The 17,078-nt window shown below is 47.2% G+C and carries 14 protein-coding genes; 5 read left to right on the forward strand and 9 right to left on the reverse strand.

Annotated elements, in window-relative coordinates:
- The first annotated feature begins 65 nt into the window (after positions 1-65).
- The gene (locus NC994_RS13380; RefSeq protein WP_190434102.1) at positions 66-971 is read left to right on the forward strand and encodes an alpha/beta hydrolase; all 906 of its coding nucleotides are present in this window, start codon (positions 66-68) and stop codon (positions 969-971) included.
- Positions 972-1,107: 136 nt separating this feature from the next.
- On the forward strand, positions 1,108-2,013 hold the full coding sequence (locus NC994_RS13385; protein WP_190434104.1) for a hypothetical protein: 906 nt from the start codon (positions 1,108-1,110) through the stop codon (positions 2,011-2,013).
- Between the two features lie 332 nt (positions 2,014-2,345).
- Here NC994_RS13385 and NC994_RS13390 read toward each other — a convergent pair whose 3' ends face one another.
- Complete coding sequence (locus NC994_RS13390; protein WP_190434106.1) at positions 2,346-2,960, reverse strand: hypothetical protein; 615 nt, start codon at positions 2,958-2,960, stop codon at positions 2,346-2,348.
- Positions 2,961-2,994: 34 nt separating this feature from the next.
- Positions 2,995-4,350 (reverse strand): glycoside hydrolase family 10 protein, encoded by a 1,356-nt coding sequence (locus NC994_RS13395; protein WP_347276566.1) that lies wholly within the window; start codon positions 4,348-4,350, stop codon positions 2,995-2,997.
- 277 nt (positions 4,351-4,627) lie between these two features.
- On the opposite strand from NC994_RS13395, the gene NC994_RS13400 reads away from it, so the two are divergent.
- Positions 4,628-5,125 carry a pentapeptide repeat-containing protein gene (locus tag NC994_RS13400; protein WP_190434108.1) on the forward strand — a complete coding sequence of 166 codons (498 nt, stop codon included), beginning with the start codon at positions 4,628-4,630 and terminating at the stop codon, positions 5,123-5,125.
- A 122-nt stretch (positions 5,126-5,247) separates the two neighbouring features.
- Here NC994_RS13400 and ftsY read toward each other — a convergent pair whose 3' ends face one another.
- From ftsY to NC994_RS13430, 6 genes are all read right to left on the reverse strand, one after another.
- Complete coding sequence (gene ftsY, locus NC994_RS13405; protein WP_190434110.1) at positions 5,248-7,128, reverse strand: signal recognition particle-docking protein FtsY; 1,881 nt, start codon at positions 7,126-7,128, stop codon at positions 5,248-5,250.
- Positions 7,129-7,191: 63 nt separating this feature from the next.
- On the reverse strand, positions 7,192-7,830 hold the full coding sequence (gene nusB / locus NC994_RS13410) for a transcription antitermination factor NusB (RefSeq protein ID WP_190434112.1): 639 nt from the start codon (positions 7,828-7,830) through the stop codon (positions 7,192-7,194).
- 168 nt (positions 7,831-7,998) lie between these two features.
- Positions 7,999-8,721 (reverse strand): DUF502 domain-containing protein, encoded by a 723-nt coding sequence (locus NC994_RS13415; RefSeq protein WP_190414695.1) that lies wholly within the window; start codon positions 8,719-8,721, stop codon positions 7,999-8,001.
- A 305-nt stretch (positions 8,722-9,026) separates the two neighbouring features.
- Positions 9,027-9,926, reverse strand: a complete 900-nt coding sequence (locus tag NC994_RS13420; RefSeq protein WP_190434114.1) for a glycosyltransferase family 2 protein — start codon at positions 9,924-9,926, stop codon at positions 9,027-9,029.
- Positions 9,927-10,197: 271 nt separating this feature from the next.
- Positions 10,198-11,004: an HpsJ family protein gene (locus NC994_RS13425; RefSeq protein WP_206753522.1), complete on the reverse strand. Its 807-nt coding sequence runs from the start codon at positions 11,002-11,004 to the stop codon at positions 10,198-10,200.
- A gap of 586 nt (positions 11,005-11,590) precedes the next feature.
- The gene (locus NC994_RS13430; RefSeq protein ID WP_190434116.1) at positions 11,591-12,697 is read right to left on the reverse strand and encodes an adenylate/guanylate cyclase domain-containing protein; all 1,107 of its coding nucleotides are present in this window, start codon (positions 12,695-12,697) and stop codon (positions 11,591-11,593) included.
- Positions 12,698-12,924: 227 nt separating this feature from the next.
- Between NC994_RS13430 and dnaG the strand changes: the two genes are divergently transcribed.
- Entirely contained in the window at positions 12,925-14,934 is a 2,010-nt protein-coding gene (dnaG, locus tag NC994_RS13435) for a DNA primase (protein WP_190434117.1), read from the forward strand.
- Between the two features lie 68 nt (positions 14,935-15,002).
- Here the strand turns inward: dnaG and NC994_RS13440 are convergent, their stop codons facing one another.
- Positions 15,003-16,244 carry an FtsX-like permease family protein gene (locus tag NC994_RS13440; RefSeq protein WP_190434119.1) on the reverse strand — a complete coding sequence of 414 codons (1,242 nt, stop codon included), beginning with the start codon at positions 16,242-16,244 and terminating at the stop codon, positions 15,003-15,005.
- 147 nt (positions 16,245-16,391) lie between these two features.
- On the opposite strand from NC994_RS13440, the gene NC994_RS13445 reads away from it, so the two are divergent.
- Positions 16,392-17,066 carry an ABC transporter ATP-binding protein gene (locus NC994_RS13445; RefSeq protein WP_190434198.1) on the forward strand — a complete coding sequence of 225 codons (675 nt, stop codon included), beginning with the start codon at positions 16,392-16,394 and terminating at the stop codon, positions 17,064-17,066.
- Positions 17,067-17,078 lie beyond the last annotated feature (12 nt).

A 17,078-nucleotide genomic window follows, 5' to 3' on the forward strand; every position in this document is an offset into this window, starting at 1 on the left:
CGTTTTCTTTCTCGAAGACGGGTTTTTTACATAATAAGCATCACTCAAAACTCAAAAATTTCAACATGGCTCATATTCAAGTTCGTGGCATCGCCCATTATTACGAGTGGATTAAGACACCCAGCGAGGAAGGTAAAAATAAGCCGGTGATGGTCTTCGTGCACGGATGGGGGGGATCTTCTCGATACTGGGAAAGCCCCGCAAAAGCCCTTTCAGATACGTTTGACTGTTTGCTGTACGATATGCGAGGATTCGGGCGATCGCGTAAACCTTCTCCTGTGGGGAACGGTCGCGTCTTAGCAGAAGAAATCTCGTCTCCACTAGCAGACGAACCGGCGACAGCGGAAGAGTTTACTTACGAAATGGAAGAATACGCAGATGACCTAGCAGGCTTATTAGATGCCTTAGAACTGGATCGCGTATACATCAATGCTCATTCTATGGGCGCATCTGTCGGCGTCTTTTTTCTAAACAGCTACCCAGAACGAGTATTCAAGGCAATCTTAACCTGTAGCGGCGTTTTTGAATACGACGAAAAATCATTTAAAGCCTTTCATAAATTTGGCGGTTACGTCGTTAAATTCCGTCCCCGTTGGCTGTATCAACTTCCGTTTGTTGACCGAATGTTTATGGCGCGATTCTTGCATCGCCCTCTACCTAGTGCTATCAGTCGTGCTTTCTTAGACGATTTTCTCATGGCAGATTACCAAGCTGCTGTAGGCACCATGATTACCTCAGTTAGCGAAAAAGCCTCTGAAGTGATGCCGAATGAGTTCGCCAAGCTTACTGTTCCAACACTTTTAGTTGCTGGCGAATACGACATTATTATCCCCGCAGCAATGGGGCGTCAAGCAGCAGCATTGAGTGACAAAGTCGAGTATGTTGAGATTCCCGATACCGCTCACTTCCCGATGCTAGAGGCACCGGAAGCTTACCTGAAGGTAGTGCGAGAGTTTCTGGGACGGGACTAACTCCAAAATTTTTAGACTCATAGAGAGTGTCAACCTTTAGGTTTTCTTATAACAGTGTATAAACGGTGAAGGTCATGCCACCTTCACCAAGAACTAGCGTTGATTTGCGATAGCAAAATGAGACATTGCACTAAGTATGTTAAGACAATCTAAGGGCAAGTTTTTATTCAAATCTGAAGCATTGCTTGAAGAATTCATTTGGTTGCATCTCAGTTCCTTGCTTAATTTAACTAAACTCAAGAAACAACACATTATCAACAAACAAAATAGAGCGGATATTTTAGGGGTGGATTCTTTCGGGAGACTTGCAATTTTGGAGATTAAAAAAGGAGGTGATAAAGGCAGTATAGACCAACTTATACGATACAAGGATAACTTAATTAACAATTGTCCGCAAACTCCTGAATTCTCTAAGGTAGATTTCGATAAAGATTTTCTTCTAATCGCTGTAGCGTCTTTCTTTTCAGATTCTACTAGAACCTACGCTGAAAATAAGATACCAGGTTGTTTGCTTTTGACTTATCAAGTCAAAAAAACTTTAAACGGCGAATACTATTTAATATTTAAAAATATTGCTAGCACTGTATTTTCTCAAGTGAAGATTGAGGTCTTTGAGGATTCTCTCTTTGATGCTATGCCGTCATTTATGCAGGCATACTTGTTGGAAAGACCTCAAATCCGAGAAAATGTATTGAGAATCATTCAAACTATACAATCTTACAGTTCAGATATACGATTTGACAGCTACACAAGGTATTCGCAAGATAATGTCTCCAAAGAAATTGTATTTGCTAAATACAATAAACAAGGACAAGTGCCAAAAGACAAAATTTGTGCTGCTTTTAGTTATAATTACGGGCTAAATTTTCCTACTGGAAAGCTATCTCTACAGGTTTACCTACCAACTGTTGAAATGAACCCAAGAACATATAAACGAACAAAACAAGTAGATAGTATATATGTAGAAACTAATGATTTTGTGAAGGTGACTGAACTAAGGGATCTAAATTACACATTGCATAAGGCAATTGGTTTACGTTAAAGTATCCGCTAAAAATCCCAGAGATAGATGAGGCATTTTACAGTTTTGAGGACTACTATATCAACTACCGGAAGTATATGAAGTCTCGGCAGAAGTTAAGCCCAATTAAACACTCTGATTTTACTTCTGTAGAAGGAGTAGTGAAAATGGCTCTAGAAGATTGGTCTGTAAGATAAGGTAGGAATTGAATATGTCAAGTGAAATTAGTACAGTTCAAATTCAAGAAATTCTCTGTTAGCGGTTGGTTAATATTGTTTGTTCTACTGGGCGATCGCTTCCTTTCCCTTCGCTGTTTTGCTACCGGGCGATCGCTCTCTCCACAAAAGTTCTACTTAGCCAGGTTTAAAGCGTAGCAACCCAATCAGGGCAACGCCTGTAATCGCAGCAACGACAACCCATGCCACGGTTAAACCGACTACCTCACTAACGAATAAGCGCGTCGCTTCGCGCAACAGTCCGCCAACAGCCCAACCCATCCCTAGCCCCATTGCCCAGCTGACAGAACTGACCAAGATCCATATCCAGGCCTTTTGCACCTGCTCAAACAGGACAAGCCCTTGCAGCAGCCCCAGCAAAGCGCCTGCCAGTGCTCCATTAAGGATTCCAAAGATCATCCTGGCTTCAAATAGTAACGTTCTGGGTGCCACCCAGCCGATGGCTCCGATACCACTGCCGCCAATGAACCCCCAACTCAATACGCTGGTGAGTACCCACCAACCCGCGATCGCATTTGGCATCCCTTTGCCCACCTCAACTCGTTGTCTGAGAACTAACGCTTGTGCCAAACCAACCGCAACCCCGCCGATTGCACCCTCTACAACGCCAATATCGGGTCTTTCACCCACCTCAATCCACAACAAACTGACTAAAAATCCTACGAGGGTGACAGATACCCACTGGAACCAAAAAATGTAGTAATTGGTAATCGGCGATTGGTCATTGGTCATTGCTAATTGCGGATGGCTAATTGCTAATTGTTCATCACCGATTACCGGATGGCAAAACCTGGGGTCGTGTAGCGCTGGCAGGAAAAAGTGCCCGGAATGCCTCTCGGCGTCGCTTTGGTGGCTCTGGAGACATATAACCCCACAAGCTTTCCCAGTAGAAGAAGGATACCCCACTAAAACCGCGATCGCGCACCGCCTGAACTTGCTGCTGAATCTGCTTCATGTCAACCGGACGACTCACTAAGCCTGATAAGATCCCGACACCCACTGGAATCTGACGACGCGCGATCTGCACAGAGGGTTGCGACAATTCAGCCAAAAAACTTTTTAGGTCATCTCGATACACTTGCAGTACCAACTCCTCCACCAAACCCCGTTGTACCCAAGTCTGCCAATCTTGAAGATAGAATCTGTAAGCAAAAGAGTAGGGGTTAGGAGACAAAGACACCAAGCAGCCAGGTTTGACAGACTTAATAGACTGAAAGAGGCGCTGCATAAAATCAGTAATCTTGTTTGCTCTCCAGCTCATCCACTCAGCATCTTTGGGGTTGGTGGGAGGGCTTTTACCCTGGTGTTCTTGCTGATAAAGCTCGACTGTAAAAGGGTCGTAGCCAAACTCAACTGGTAAACCAAAGTGATCGTCCATCTGAATGCCAGCTACATCATACTCAGTGACGACTTCAACCATCAGATTTAGGATAAACTGCTGCACTTCTGGATGCAGGGGGTTGAGCCACACGACTTTCCTGGCAAAATGGTTGCGGATAAATTGTTCTATTTTTCGAGAAGAAGGCTGAACATTTGGCTTTGCCGGGTCGCGCAAGCCCTGTTCCAAAATCTCCGGCAAGATATTCTTGGTGCCGTCCTGACGAAGTGAGATCCAGTCTGGGTGGCGCTTCGCCAGTTCTGAACTCGCAGGAGCCATAAAACCATACTCAAACCAAGGAATCACTCGAATTTGCTGTCGATTTCCCTGCTTGATTATCTCAGCCAGGACATCTCGCCCCAGCCCCAGAAGCTCTAACCCTTGGTCTTGAGGGCGACCCGTCTTCCGTCTTGCCACAGTGCTGGGGTAAAAAGTGTGTCCCCGATTCCAGACTACAGGGTAGACGGTATTGAAATGTAGTTGAGATAACTGGTGCATCGCCCGGTTGACTCCCCAGGGCATAAATAGCACGGAACTCGCAACATTGGTCAACCAAACGCCCCGCAATTCAGTGGAAGCTACAGAAGGCGGGGAGTTGGTTCTAAACTGGGGAGAATAAATGGAGAACGCGATCGCTAGCCCCAAACAGAGCAAAGAAATGAACCAGGTATGAATCCCCTTCCTTTGTCGGCGGCGCGACCTCCTTAAACCATTGGGCTTTGAACTTGCATAATTTCTAACCACGAAAAATACCTGCTAGATTGCTTCGGTCAATCCAACATCCAAAATGGCATAAGTTGAGTCCACCTCAGCTGAAATTTTTGTTCAAAAATTTGAAATTGAACCGCAACGCTGCCATTTGCTGAGTAAATCCTAATTTAAAATGCCTGATCGGGAACTCTAATATCCAATCACCTAGCATTGAGCCAGTCATGGCATGATTAATCTAATTGTCGCGAACTTGACTGTTCTCGAAACATCGTTATAGTTTTTCAAGCGGCTCGTAAAAAATCGATCTAGTATGAAGCATTTTCTCCGACTAACAGCATTGGTTTTGGCACTCGTGCTTATCTGTTTTTCCCCTTCAGCACTCGCCGCTAGCTCTTCTTCCATTTCCCGTTCAGCTAGTCAAGGGGAACTTACGGGTAAGGATTTCTCCGGTCAAAACTTACAAGCAATTGAGTTTTCCAATGCCAACCTGGAAAATATTAACTTTAGCAATGCCGACTTACGGGGTGTGGTGTTTAATGGTTCAGTGTTGAGCAAGGCGAATCTACATGGAGCAGACTTTACCAATGGAATCGCCTATTTAGCTGACTTCACGAATGCAGATTTAAGTGATGCAGTGTTTGAAGACGCGATGATGTTGCGATCGCGCTTTAACGATGCGGACATTACAGGTTCCGATTTTACTAATGCGATTTTAGATGGTGTCCAAGTAAAAAAACTGTGTGCCAGAGCAACAGGTGTTAATTCAAAGACGAAAGTGGTAACTCGCGAATCTTTAGGCTGTCGGTAAAAACCTGTTTATCTAGATATTCGGGGCTATCGGTTTTCATACACAAATTTGCTGACAAATCAAAAACCCGTTTTCTCGAAGAAAACGGGTTTTTCAAGCTAAAAAATTAGGTTAGCAGACTATCAGCCACTCAGCAGGGCTTCTACAAATTCGTAGCTAGAAAAGGGACGTAAATCTTCTATCCCTTCCCCCGCACCGATGAAGCGGATGGGCAAGCCAAGCTGTTGCACTACGGCTAGAGCCACGCCTCCCTTTGCCGTTCCATCTAGTTTTGTCAAGACGACGCCGCTGAGTTTTGCGGCTTCTGAGAAGACTTGTGCTTGACGTAAGCCATTTTGACCGAGGGTAGCATCAAGCACCAAGAGGGCTTCTACTTGGGCGTCGGGAGCTTTTTTATCGACAATACGGCGGATTTTGCTCAGTTCGTCCATCAGATTTTTCTTGTTCTGGAGACGCCCTGCGGTGTCGATGAGGAGTAATTCTGTACCCCGTGCCTGGGCTGCCGCGATCGCGTCAAACACAACAGCAGCCGGATCGGTATTCTGCCCTGGGTTGGCGATCACCTCAACGCCACTGCGCTGTCCCCAAATCTTGACCTGTTCTACAGCAGCAGCTCGGAACGTATCGGCAGCGCCAATTAAGCAGTTATAGCCGGATTTTTGGGCTAAATGGGAAATTTTGCCAATCGTAGTTGTTTTACCTGCACCATTCACCCCAGTCATCAGCCAGATATTCAGGGTGTCTTTTGTCGGGACAAAGGTGGGGCTGTAGGATTCCTGAATGGGTTGGTCGAGTAAGTCGCGCAAGATTTGCTTGAGGTAGGCGATCGCTTGTTCTGGCGGTAACACCTCATCTCGCAGCCTCTTTTGGAGCGTATTGATGATAGAGTCTGTCGCCTCAACGCCAGCATCTGCCTGCAACAGCAGCGCCTCAATCTCCATCACCGCGTCTTGATTCAACGGCCCTTGACCGACAATTGCCTTCAGTCGGTTGATCAAGCTGCGACGAGTTTTATCCAAGCCTTGCCGCAGCCGCTTCAGCCAAGTAATTTCTTCAATTGAAACATCCTCCACCCGACGCCCTTGAGCTGCCAGCACTTGCGCTGACCACATGAAGCCCTCATCGAAGGTAAGCCCGGGTATCGATCCAGTCTCTACGGTTGCCGCGGCTGGCTGCACGGGTGCCCTGACAGGTTCTGGTTCTTGCGTCTCTATCGCTGTTGCCTTGAGGCGTTCTAGCCGCGCCTGTCGGTCTTCCCGTGCCCAGAAAGGCACCGGGGTAGTGGCAGTCTCATCTGTCTGGGATTCAGTCGCTGCTGGCTCTGGTGATGCCTCTGAGGGTACAGCTTCTAAATCGACGCCGGTTTCGGCGATCGCTGTCTTGACCTCTGGTTCCTCTGCCTCTAATTCTGGGGGGGCGGCTTCTAAATCAATCCCGGTTTGGGCGATCGCTGTCGCGACTTCTGGCTCCCCAAACTCATCTGTTGTCGGTGCTTCTGCCTCGACTACAGGTTCAGGCGTTTGAGTCGGTTCTGCTTCTGTTTCTTGGGCTGTTTCTACCGGGGATGCTTCTGCCAGTGTCGGAGTTTCAGAAGTTTCCGGTGCCTCAGCTTCAACCGTCGTTGTCGCGGGTGCTTCAACTGATTGAGCCGTTTCAGCCTCCACGTTGACTTCTGCCGTTTCTACTTCTGTCGTTTCTGCAACAGTCTCTAATTTGCTGGGTTCCGCTGCCGAAGTGGCGGGTGACTCAGTTACCGCTGGAGCCGTTTCCACCTGGGATTGTTGCTGTTTTTGCTGAATATTTTTGTAGGCTGCCTTAGCGTAGCTGAGCAGGTCTTCAGCAACCTGCTGTGACTGAGCCTCTGTTGTTGATTCTGACGTTTGGGTTTCGGCTTCCGGTTGTAGAGACGCAATATCTGGCGTCTCTACATCGGTTTTTTCCCGTTCAACTTGGGAATCACTTGTTTTATCGCTAAACTGACGACGGAACCAATTAAAAACCATTGCACCTACAAAACTCAGCAGCAATTCAGGAGCTATTACTGCTACTAACTATAGAGAACTTTTCTACGTCGTGGGCGATTGAGCCTTAAGCTGGTCAGTAACTCGGCGCAGGACGCCTTGAATAAACCGATGCCCTTCTTCATCACTGTACCGTTTAGCTAACTCTATCGCTTCATTGACGGCAACTCTGTCTGGCACGCCAATATACATAATTTCTACCACTGCCACCCGCAAGATATCTCGGTCAATCCGAGGCAGGCGGTTTAACTGCCAATTCACCATTGCTTCGTCGAGCTGTTGATCGATCTCTTCCCGCTTGGCGTTGACTTTGGTAATAATTTCTAAGGCGTAGGCGCGAACTTCCTGCTGGTTTGACAGTTGAATAAATTCTGGCAGTTCTAGCGCAGTTCCCACACGGTTGATGGCTGCCTGAGTTAGCTCAATGGCTTCGTTGATCATCGCCTTTGCACTCTGAACATCCGAGGCGCGGGTTTCGCTACTGAGCAAGCGCTCGCTGGAGCGTTGAACTTCTGCTGCGGCAACTTCTAAAGTCTCTTGAACTTCAGAGCTGAGGGCGCGGATGGCAGCAGTGACTAAGCTGGATATTTGCTGGGTCGCCAGTCGTTCTACAGTCCCACTAAGCTGGCTAAGGCTGAGGAGAGCTAATTCACGGGCAATTCGGCGGGGTTGGCGGTTTTGCATGACAAATTCTAATGGGTAATCGGGAATGGGTAATCGGTAATCGGTCGTTGGTCAAAAGCTCATTCGTCATTGGTCATTAGCCAGTAGTAACGAACCAAGGACTAAGGACTAATAACTACTAACAATTACCGATTACCGATTACCGATTACTCATTCCCTCGTGATTTTTTAATCTTCCTCTGTAGGTAAAACCTGCCATCTTCCTTCAGAAACCAGGGGTTCTAGTTGGCGATCGCTACCAGTTGGAACCGGCACTAAGGGTAAGGGATTGGGACTGACAATTCCTCCCGAAACCACGACCTTGAAGGCATCTTCAATCGACATGGAGAGGTTCAGCACTTCTTCTTCCGGGACAACCGCATACCAGCCAGTGGTTGGGTTGGGCGTGGTTGGAATAAAAACGCTGAGCATGGGACGAGTCATCTGACATTGAATTTCGCTGCTCATCACACCTGTAACAAAAGCGATCGCCCAGACTCCTCGACGAGGATACTCTACCAAAACGACGCGGCGAAACTTGCCGTTTGTATCCCTTAGAATCGTTTCTAGTAACTGTTTGAGCGTTTTATAAACCGATCCGGCTAATGGAATCGCTTGCAACAGTCGCTCCCCAAAATCTAGAAGCCACCGTCCGGCAATATTGCGTGCCATTAAGCCAATCAGCATAATACACAGCAATGGAACTGCCAGTCCCACCAGCAGATTTAGGACATTCACCAGGATGGGATGCAGGCCATCGAAGGGATTTACCTGCTTTGGAATGCGGGTCAAAAAGTTGATCACCCAGCTGGCAATTGTAATTGTCAGCCAGATTGTGGTAGCCAAAGGAATGACAACCAGGAGACCTGCAATCAGGTCATTCTTTAAGTCCTGCTTGAAGCGTTGGATCACAGATTGCCCAATCTCCTTACAACTGGCGGTGCTTTCTTTATATCGGGATACCAATCTCACTCGGTGAGTGTTGGCTGAAAAAGTTCGTCAATCAACCCCAGAAGACACGCCTGCAAAATTGGAACCGGGCATTCTCTAAAAGATTGCTGCTCCTTCATGCATGACTTACCTGCCGCAACAGCGTAGGTTTGATTCTGGAATTGTTTCTTTTCTATCTTTATTTGTAAGACTTGTGAAGAATTGTTGCAACTCCCCAGGGATCTAGTATCACACTTTACACTTTAGCATTTACAAGTCCGTTACCTTTATCGAGGAGAGGAACTGACTGTCGTCGCATCCACATTCGTATCGTCTGGAGGAATTGGCTGACTTGGGTCATCCAGCGGGGACTGGGGAAGATGCTTAAGCTCCCAGACCTTGAGTAAGATGAGATATTCATAGAATGCCTGCAAAGTACACCAGGCAAATCCTCCTCGCCCGTCCAGAAAGCCACCCAGAAAGAAATACATATATACGAAGCGCACGAGCGGACGGAAGGGCAGCCTTAAAGACAAATCTTTGAGGGCGCGGCGTTTTTCTACTTCCGAACGACCCAAGAATAATTCTCGCCAGTTGACACTTCCTTTGTCTAACTGGCGCAGGGTTTCAACGGCTTCGTCTGTAGAGTAGCGGTTGTGCTTGTCGATCCAGCGACTCAATCCCTTACTACAGGTGTAGTGGGGATAGGTTTCTTTCAAGAAGCTGGTAGCTCCTTCGCAAACTTCCCGTTCGGTATGACCGTAGTCGCTAAACCAGACTTTGCCCGGTTTTAACAGACGCATCTGGTAGCGGGGATATTGGGTGCTGCGGCGAATCCAACTGCCCATGAACATGACGCGCTCTGCTGCATAGTAGCCGACATATTCAGTCGTTTTAATTGCTTCCAGGCATTCCTGAAACAGCTCTTTTGTCATCCGCTCATCAGCTTCGAGGATATAAATCCATTCGTGTTTGGCGGGGACTTCTTGAAGCATCCAGGTTCTTTGTCGTCCGTGACTTTCAAACCGATGCTTCACAACGCGCACATCGTAGCGACTGGCGATTTCGAGGGTGCGATCGCTACTGTACGAATCCACCACAATCACATCATCCGATAGCATTGCCGACTCAATACAAGCGGCAATATCAATTTCTTCGTTATAGGTCAGGATGTAAATTGAAAACATGCGATGCCGTTCGTGAGAGGAAATAACCAATCCCTGCTTTGAGATGCACTTCAAAAAGGGAAATCCCGATCGCGTTGGGTTCCTTGGGGCGTTATGACTTCAAAGAGTAGAAGTCTGTTCGGGGATGCTTTCTTTGCCGGATGAAGGATGGAAATTGCAGCCTTCATCCTAGCCTACTTAACAGGCAGCAGCTTCGCCACCACTTCGCCGAGGGGAAAGCCTACAGTTTTTTCGGCAACTGAACCCCTAACCCCTCACAACTCGCGATTTCTTACCGCGCCTGAGCTTTCCGACGGCTTCCTCCCGAACCTGTCAACCCCAGTGCCGCAATGCTAAGGTAGCCAATCGCTAAGAGTAAACTGCTCAGACCATTCCGGATACTCGTCTTCAATAACTCGCCTTGAGCTTGTTTTTGGGCTTCTAGTTTGCCGCCTCGAACTTGGGTTTTAGCTGCATCGACTTGTGCGTTCAAAGCTTTTGGGTCTTGCTTTAACTTTTGTAGTTGATCTTTGAGTGCTTGCAATCTCGCCTGTTGCTCCCCTTGAACTTGACCGCTCTTGAGCGCCTGATCTAGTTCCGCAAGCTTCTTACTATCTTCAAGCAAGGCGGTAACTTGGGCTGACTGGCTGGCGATTTGAGTTTCAACTTGAGTGGCTCTTTGGTTAATTCGGGCGAGCGCTTCCTGGTTCAGCAGACGCAGGCTATTGATGTTCAGTAAGGGAACTGGCAGCAGGAAGCTCAAACCTAAAATAACAGAGAGTATCAACGCTCCGATTCTTACTATATCTTCCCACCCTTTTCGAGCTACTCCAGAGTTATTGTCAATCCAATATCCAGCGAACAGCAGCGCCAGACCTACCATTGGAATCACACCTCTGTCAATTAGCTGCCCTGTAACGCCCTGTTGCCACTGTAGGAAGTTCAGCCGCCACTGTGGATCGTCCACGCCACTAGGTCTATTTGGCGGAATTAGAAAAACCGCATAGTCAACCAGTGAGGACACAATTAGGATCACTCCGACCAACTTGAGGATTTTGGAGGCAACGGAGGAAGGTTGACGGCTATTAGCTGCTTTCATGGTTTTCGTCGTGAGTTATGAATTTTTTACTTCAAACTTAACTGAATAACATACTGAGTGACCTATCTGCCCACCGGATAATTACGCATTTATCAAGGTTTAGAAGACTCAGTAAAGGAAGGGAAGTTTTCTTAGATTCACCCGTTGGCTTCAGGGAAGTTAACCCAGAGGAATTCTACTCAGTTGTCGGTACGCCGTGATTATCTTCAGTTTAAAGCTGCTGATTTTCCAGAGACTTTCTTAGCAAGTTCCACATCTTACATCAACTGGGTCTATCAGTGTTAAATAATCACAATTTGCAACTAAAAGTATAAAACTTTGTAAGCATCGCAATCTTTATGTTCATCGTCCAAAAAATTCGCGTCCAGAGCGTGAGGAACTGTTAAAAATCAGTTGTTTTGCTTTTGCTCTAATAAATCTTAGCCGTTTTTTTTAAAGATGGCTATCGAAGAATGCAAGGCTAAAAAAAAAATAATATTTCCGGAAAGCGAGTTAACAGAAAAATTAAATTTATAAGAAAAATACATTGACATCGTCAATGTAAAAATTGCTCCCGCTACTCCTTTGAGTTCGGAGAGAGAAAAGTTCAGACATCACTTGCTTTGCTGCAAATTGCCTTCATTAACTCAATCCGATAAACCAGAATCGGTGTATCCAATCCTTTAAGACTCATCGCGTTACCCAGCCGGGGGCAATCCTTGACAGCACTGGCAGCGTCAGCGTCCATGAGTACAGTTTCGGTACAAGCAATGTCGTTTCCTTGGCTTGTCGCCTGCACCCGTGCTGCTGTATTCACCGTCGTGCCGAAGTAGTCAAGCCGCTCGTTTAGGGTGACACTAATACAAGGGCCGACATCAATGCCAATTTTGAGGATGAGCCGATCTTCTGCTGTTAGTTGCAACTGTTGATTCAAAGCTTCCATCTGCTGGTGCATGGCGATCGCGCTTCTCGTCGCATCAGCAGGCGCAGTGAATGCTGCCATCACCGCATCCCCAATCGTCTTGACAACCACACCATTGTGGGAATCTACTACCTGAAACAGCAGATCGAAGTGTCGGCGTACCAGATGATAAGCCCGCGAATCTCCTCGCCTTGCGTAGAGTGCCGTCGAACCAGCCAGATCCGAAAATAAAATTGCTACCCGCCGAATCGTTAAACTCTCATTAGGCGGAATCGTCTCGCGGGGAAAAAAGTCGCGGAAAGTTTGCAGCGTCAGCATCTGGTGTCCGGAAACTACCCCATATTGAGCATCGACTTTAGCGCGGAAATTCGGATCGTCTGCTTCCCTTCCCAAGCGGCGCAATCGTTCATCAATACTAAACGTAATCCGCACCTGCTCATCAGCATCAGTGGCGTGGACAGTGTGACACCTTGGGCAGGTATGGTTTGTCCGCAGATCGTACAGACTTTTCGGATTGAAGTCGATGCCCCGACACATGGGACATTGAATGTCCCAGTTGAGAGATAGGATGCCTTCTTTCAACGCGGTGACTAACACTCGCAGCGCCTCCCGTTCGCTTAAGTGCAATCGTTCGGCAATTCGACGGGGGTTAGCATGGTAGAGTTCTCGGCTGTCGCTTTCCTGCAAAAATGCCGTCAGATGCTGCCGTACTGCTGGTTTAACCCCATAAGCTTCCAATGTAGCGGCAGCTTTGGCGATCGCGCTTTGGCGTCTAGGAAAAAAGTTAAGCACTGCCCGGTTTATCCTCTATATCGCTAGGTTGATTGAGAATTTTGGTAGCGTGCAACCCTGAGTGTAATCCCAATACAATGATGATTAGCGATTCAGTTTTAGCAAGATGAATGGGTGCCAAGAGTTATCTTAGTACCAGCTTAGAACATTACTAGGAAGACCCCTTTGTCTTTGTTTAGAAAAAAACACCAATCACAATTGGTTCTCTCAATACAAAAAACTAAGCTGTGCAAATTCCCCGACTGCATCCAGACACGATTGAGGAAGTAAAGCAACGGGCTGACATTGTAGATGTCATCTCGGAATACGTCCTATTGCGGAAGCAGGGCAAAGATTTTGTGGGTTTGTGCCCTTTTCATGAGGAAAAAAGCCCTAGTTTTAGTGTCAGTTCCAGCAAGCAGATGTATTACTGCTTTGGCTGTCAAGCTGGGGGAAATGTAATTACCTTCCTGAAGGAACATTCTAAGCGTTCTCTGGGCGAAGTCGTGCTGGATTTGGCGCGGCGCTACCAAGTTCCGGTGCAGATGCTGGAACCAGAACAGCGACAGGAATTGCAGCGCCAAATTACGCTGCGAGAGCAGCTGCATGAGATTTTGGCAGTGACTGCAAGCTTTTATCAGCACGCCCTCCGGCAAGCTCAAGGAGAGGTGGCTTTAGAGTATTTACGCGCGAAGCGGCAACTCTCGGAAGAAACCATCCAACAATTTCATCTAGGCTATGCACCAGCGGGTTGGGAAACCCTCTATCGCTACTTGGTGGAACAGAAACACCACCCGGTGCAGTTGGTAGAACAAGCGGGGTTGATTGTTCCTCGGAAGACGGGCAGCGGTTATGTAGATCGATTCCGCGATCGCTTGATGATTCCGATCCACGACAGCCAAGGGCGCGTCATTGCCTTTGGTGGCAGAACCTTGGGGGATGAGCAACCCAAGTATCTCAACTCCCCCGAAACTGAGTTATTTCATAAAGGCAAAACTTTATTTGCGTTGGATAAAGCTCGCGACGCGATTGGCAAGCAGGATCAAGCCGTCGTGGTAGAGGGATATTTTGATGCGATCGCTCTCCATGCAGCAGGCATTTCTAACGTCGTCGCTTCTCTTGGCACCGCCCTCAGCATAGAACAGGTGCGCTTGTTGCTGCGGTACACCGAATCCAAGCAGATTATCTTTAACTTCGACGCCGACGCCGCGGGGACAAAAGCAACTCAACGAGCGATTGGAGAAATTGCCAATCTCGCTTACCAAGGACAAGTTAATCTCCGAATTCTCAACCTTCCAGATGGGAAAGATGCTGATGAATTTATCCGCAAAGGCGGCACTCAAACCTATCGGGAACTGCTGCTCAATGCCCCGCTGTGGCTTGATTGGCAGATTCAGCAAATCTTAGTCGGAAAAAGCCTCAAACAAGCAGATCAATTTCAGCAAGTTACGGGAGAGTTGGTGAAGTTACTCAACAACCTCACCAACGACGATCAAATTACTTATTACATCAATCACTGTGCGGAAATCCTGAGTCAGGGGGATTCTCGGCGGGTAGGGTTGCTATCAGATAATCTTCTCAATAAAGTTGTTCGTCACTGGGAAGAACTCCTCAATCAAGATAATTCCCTACAGGTGCCGCTGCTAATTAACAATCTTCTCAAGCAAACCAAGCCTAATCAGAATAAACGTTTCCAGCCGCGCCGTACTGGTAGCAATAATAAACTCCAACAGTCATCTGTACCGGGTTCTTCGGAACGCAGTCTTTTAGAACGATCAGAAGCTTTACTCCTGCGCTTTTACGTCCATTGCCCCGAATATCGGCAGGCAGTTATTGATGTGTTAGAAGAACGAGATTTGTTCTTTAGCCTTCCCCACTACCGATTTTTATGGCTAAAAATTTTAGATATACAAAGGCATTCTGAGGCATCTAGAATAGAAGCGCCAGAACTGATATCTTCCCTACAAAACTTGTTGATTGAATTTCCTGACGATTTGGCTCAGGTATCTCCACTGTTTCATCTCGACGAGAATACACAGCAAGATATTCTTTCTCCTGAATTGATTAAATCAGCTGCCGCTTGTATGGAACGGGTAATGTGTGAAAACATCGCCCGCCGCTTTTTGGATTTATGGAAAAACCCCGACACCTCTATCGACCCTAAAAAAAGAGAATATTACTGCCAAGAATTTTATAAAGCAAAACAGCGGATCAAAGAGTTAGATGGGCAACTGCAATTTTCGTATTTTTATCGTTAATTAAGCTTGCGAAGCGAGGACGGCAACAGACGGCGTAGTTGGTATTGTCAGGTTAACGGTTCTAGGAATTACGCCTTGAAGACGATCGCGGGATCAACGCGAGTGACTTTTTGAATGGCAAAGATGGCAGAACCGACGCACATGACAACCGTGATTCCCAAGGCAGCGATCGCAGTTGCCGGAGTGATTAAAATGATGATTCCCTGACTGGAAAATGTCCAGGCTACCACTCCTAAGCAAAGAACCATGCTGGGAATATAGCCTAGAATTGCCATCCACAGCGCCTGTTCGATGATTGCACAGTAGATAACCCAATCGGACGCGCCCATCGCTTTGAGAGTGCCAAATTCCTTGATGTGATCGGATACTGACGAGTAGAGGATCTGACCGACAACGATCGCCCCAACAATGATACCCACCGCTGCACCAAGACCCAGAAGGAACCCAATTCCAGTTCGCTTTTGCCAGTAAGTCTGAGTCATTTCAATCATTTCGGCGTGAGTGTACGCACGGGTATCTGGTAAAGTGGCTTCTAACTTCTGCTTAAGTGCCTCTAAATCCTGACCCGGCTTGGCTTGAATCAACACATAAGTGATGGGGTCTGATGCGGCTAACGGTTTGGGTACAGAAGTAGCAGTGGGATCGAGCTTCTCATAAGTGTTAGTACATTGGATTCCCCTCGATCCTGATTGCAATCGGCAAGACAAATTAGAAGTCTGACCGGAATTTAAGTAAGCATTGGCACTCTCCAATGAGGTAAACATATAAGCATTTGATGCAATTGAGCGATTTCTTTGGGTGAAGCCAACTAACCGAGCTGGTAAAGTACCTACTTCAGCGACATCACCGATCTTTCGTACCTTTAAGGCATCCAGATTCGTTACATCCACCATTACGGTGTAAGGTTCTTTTAGAGCGCTCACGCTTCCTTGGGTGATATTTGTTGGTACAAACAATTGTCCATTTGGGTCAAATCCGATGACTCTGACTGGAGCAATCTCATTTGAAGCGTGACGCCATACGGAACCCCTGGCAATGAGTGCTTCGGCTCGCTCTACGCCTGCCACCTCTTGAGCCAGAACGACGTGCGCCTGGGGGATGGGCAACGTCAAGTCAAGGTACACCATACTCTTGGATGCCACCCAAATATCGGCTTGAGAATTGTCAATTAATTTAGCAGCGGAGCGACTAAAGCCATTGAAGATACCCGTTTGAATTGTTACCAGGCTAACGGCAAACATAATCCCTGCCTGAGCCACAAGTAAACGAGGAATGTCTTCGAGCAAGTGCTTCCGAGCTAGTGAAACCATAAGAAAAGATTTACGATTACTTGCAAGTTTGACCAAAAGTTAGGCTAAAGACTTAAACGGATAAGTGCTTCTCAAATTAACTCTACTGTGTTTAAAAAGAGCCGAATCCAGGATGATTCTACCGCAAGAGAATTTAATAATCGTCAAATGGGAGCGATTGTTGCCAAAGGGGTAGAGATGGCATTCCCTTCAGGGCAACAGTCTTATCAAGTTCTTAAAGGGATTGACTTAGAAATCTGTAGGGGCGATATCCAACTCTTGATGGGGCCGTCTGGATCGGGAAAAACCACCCTGCTGTCAATCTTAGCTGGACTGCTGACACCCTCTGCTGGAAAGGTGTACTTACTCGGAGACGAGATTACAGGAATGTCTAGGGCAAAGCTAGCACGGTTCCGACTACACAATATTGGCTTTATTTTTCAGGGTTTCAACTTGTTTCCAGCACTAACAGCATCTGAAAATATTGAAATCGTGCTGAATGTTAAAGGCATTCGGGATAGGGTCGCCCGACAGCAAGCAAGAGTGTTGTTGGAACAGGTGGGATTGGGGGATAAAGCGAACCAGAAGCCGGGTGATTTGTCTGGAGGACAAAAACAGCGGGTAGCGATCGCGCGGGCTTTAGCAGGCAATCCCCAATTGATTATGGCAGATGAGCCAACCGCTGCCTTAGACTCCCATAGTGGGCATACCGTAATTGAGTTATTGCGTCAGCTAGCGAAGGAAGGCGGCTGCACGGTGCTGATGGTGACGCACGATCCTCGGATTGTCGATGTCGCCGACCGAGTCGCTTATCTGGAAGATGGAGTTCTCAAGAAAGAATAGTGTAAATCGGGC

Origin of the sequence: Trichocoleus sp. AS-A1 (genome assembly GCF_039962015.1) — a bacterium.
Classification (GTDB): Bacteria; Cyanobacteriota; Cyanobacteriia; order Cyanobacteriales; family FACHB-T130; genus FACHB-T130.

Excerpts from the sequence above, each read along its gene's own strand:
- nusB (WP_190434112.1), bottom strand. The coding sequence starts at position 7,830 with ATGCAAAACCGCCAACCCCGCCGAATTGCCCGTGAATTAGCTCTCCTC.
- NC994_RS13440 (WP_190434119.1), bottom strand. The coding sequence starts at position 16,244 with ATGGTTTCACTAGCTCGGAAGCACTTGCTCGAAGACATTCCTCGTTTA.
- NC994_RS13385 (WP_190434104.1), top strand. The coding sequence starts at position 1,108 with ATGTTAAGACAATCTAAGGGCAAGTTTTTATTCAAATCTGAAGCATTG.
- NC994_RS13420 (WP_190434114.1), bottom strand. The coding sequence starts at position 9,926 with ATGTTTTCAATTTACATCCTGACCTATAACGAAGAAATTGATATTGCC.
- NC994_RS13390 (WP_190434106.1), bottom strand. The coding sequence starts at position 2,960 with ATGACCAATGACCAATCGCCGATTACCAATTACTACATTTTTTGGTTC.
- NC994_RS13445 (WP_190434198.1), top strand. The coding sequence starts at position 16,392 with ATGGGAGCGATTGTTGCCAAAGGGGTAGAGATGGCATTCCCTTCAGGG.
- NC994_RS13400 (WP_190434108.1), top strand. The coding sequence starts at position 4,628 with ATGAAGCATTTTCTCCGACTAACAGCATTGGTTTTGGCACTCGTGCTT.
- NC994_RS13380 (WP_190434102.1), top strand. The coding sequence starts at position 66 with ATGGCTCATATTCAAGTTCGTGGCATCGCCCATTATTACGAGTGGATT.
- NC994_RS13425 (WP_206753522.1), bottom strand. The coding sequence starts at position 11,004 with ATGAAAGCAGCTAATAGCCGTCAACCTTCCTCCGTTGCCTCCAAAATC.
- ftsY (WP_190434110.1), bottom strand. The coding sequence starts at position 7,128 with ATGGTTTTTAATTGGTTCCGTCGTCAGTTTAGCGATAAAACAAGTGAT.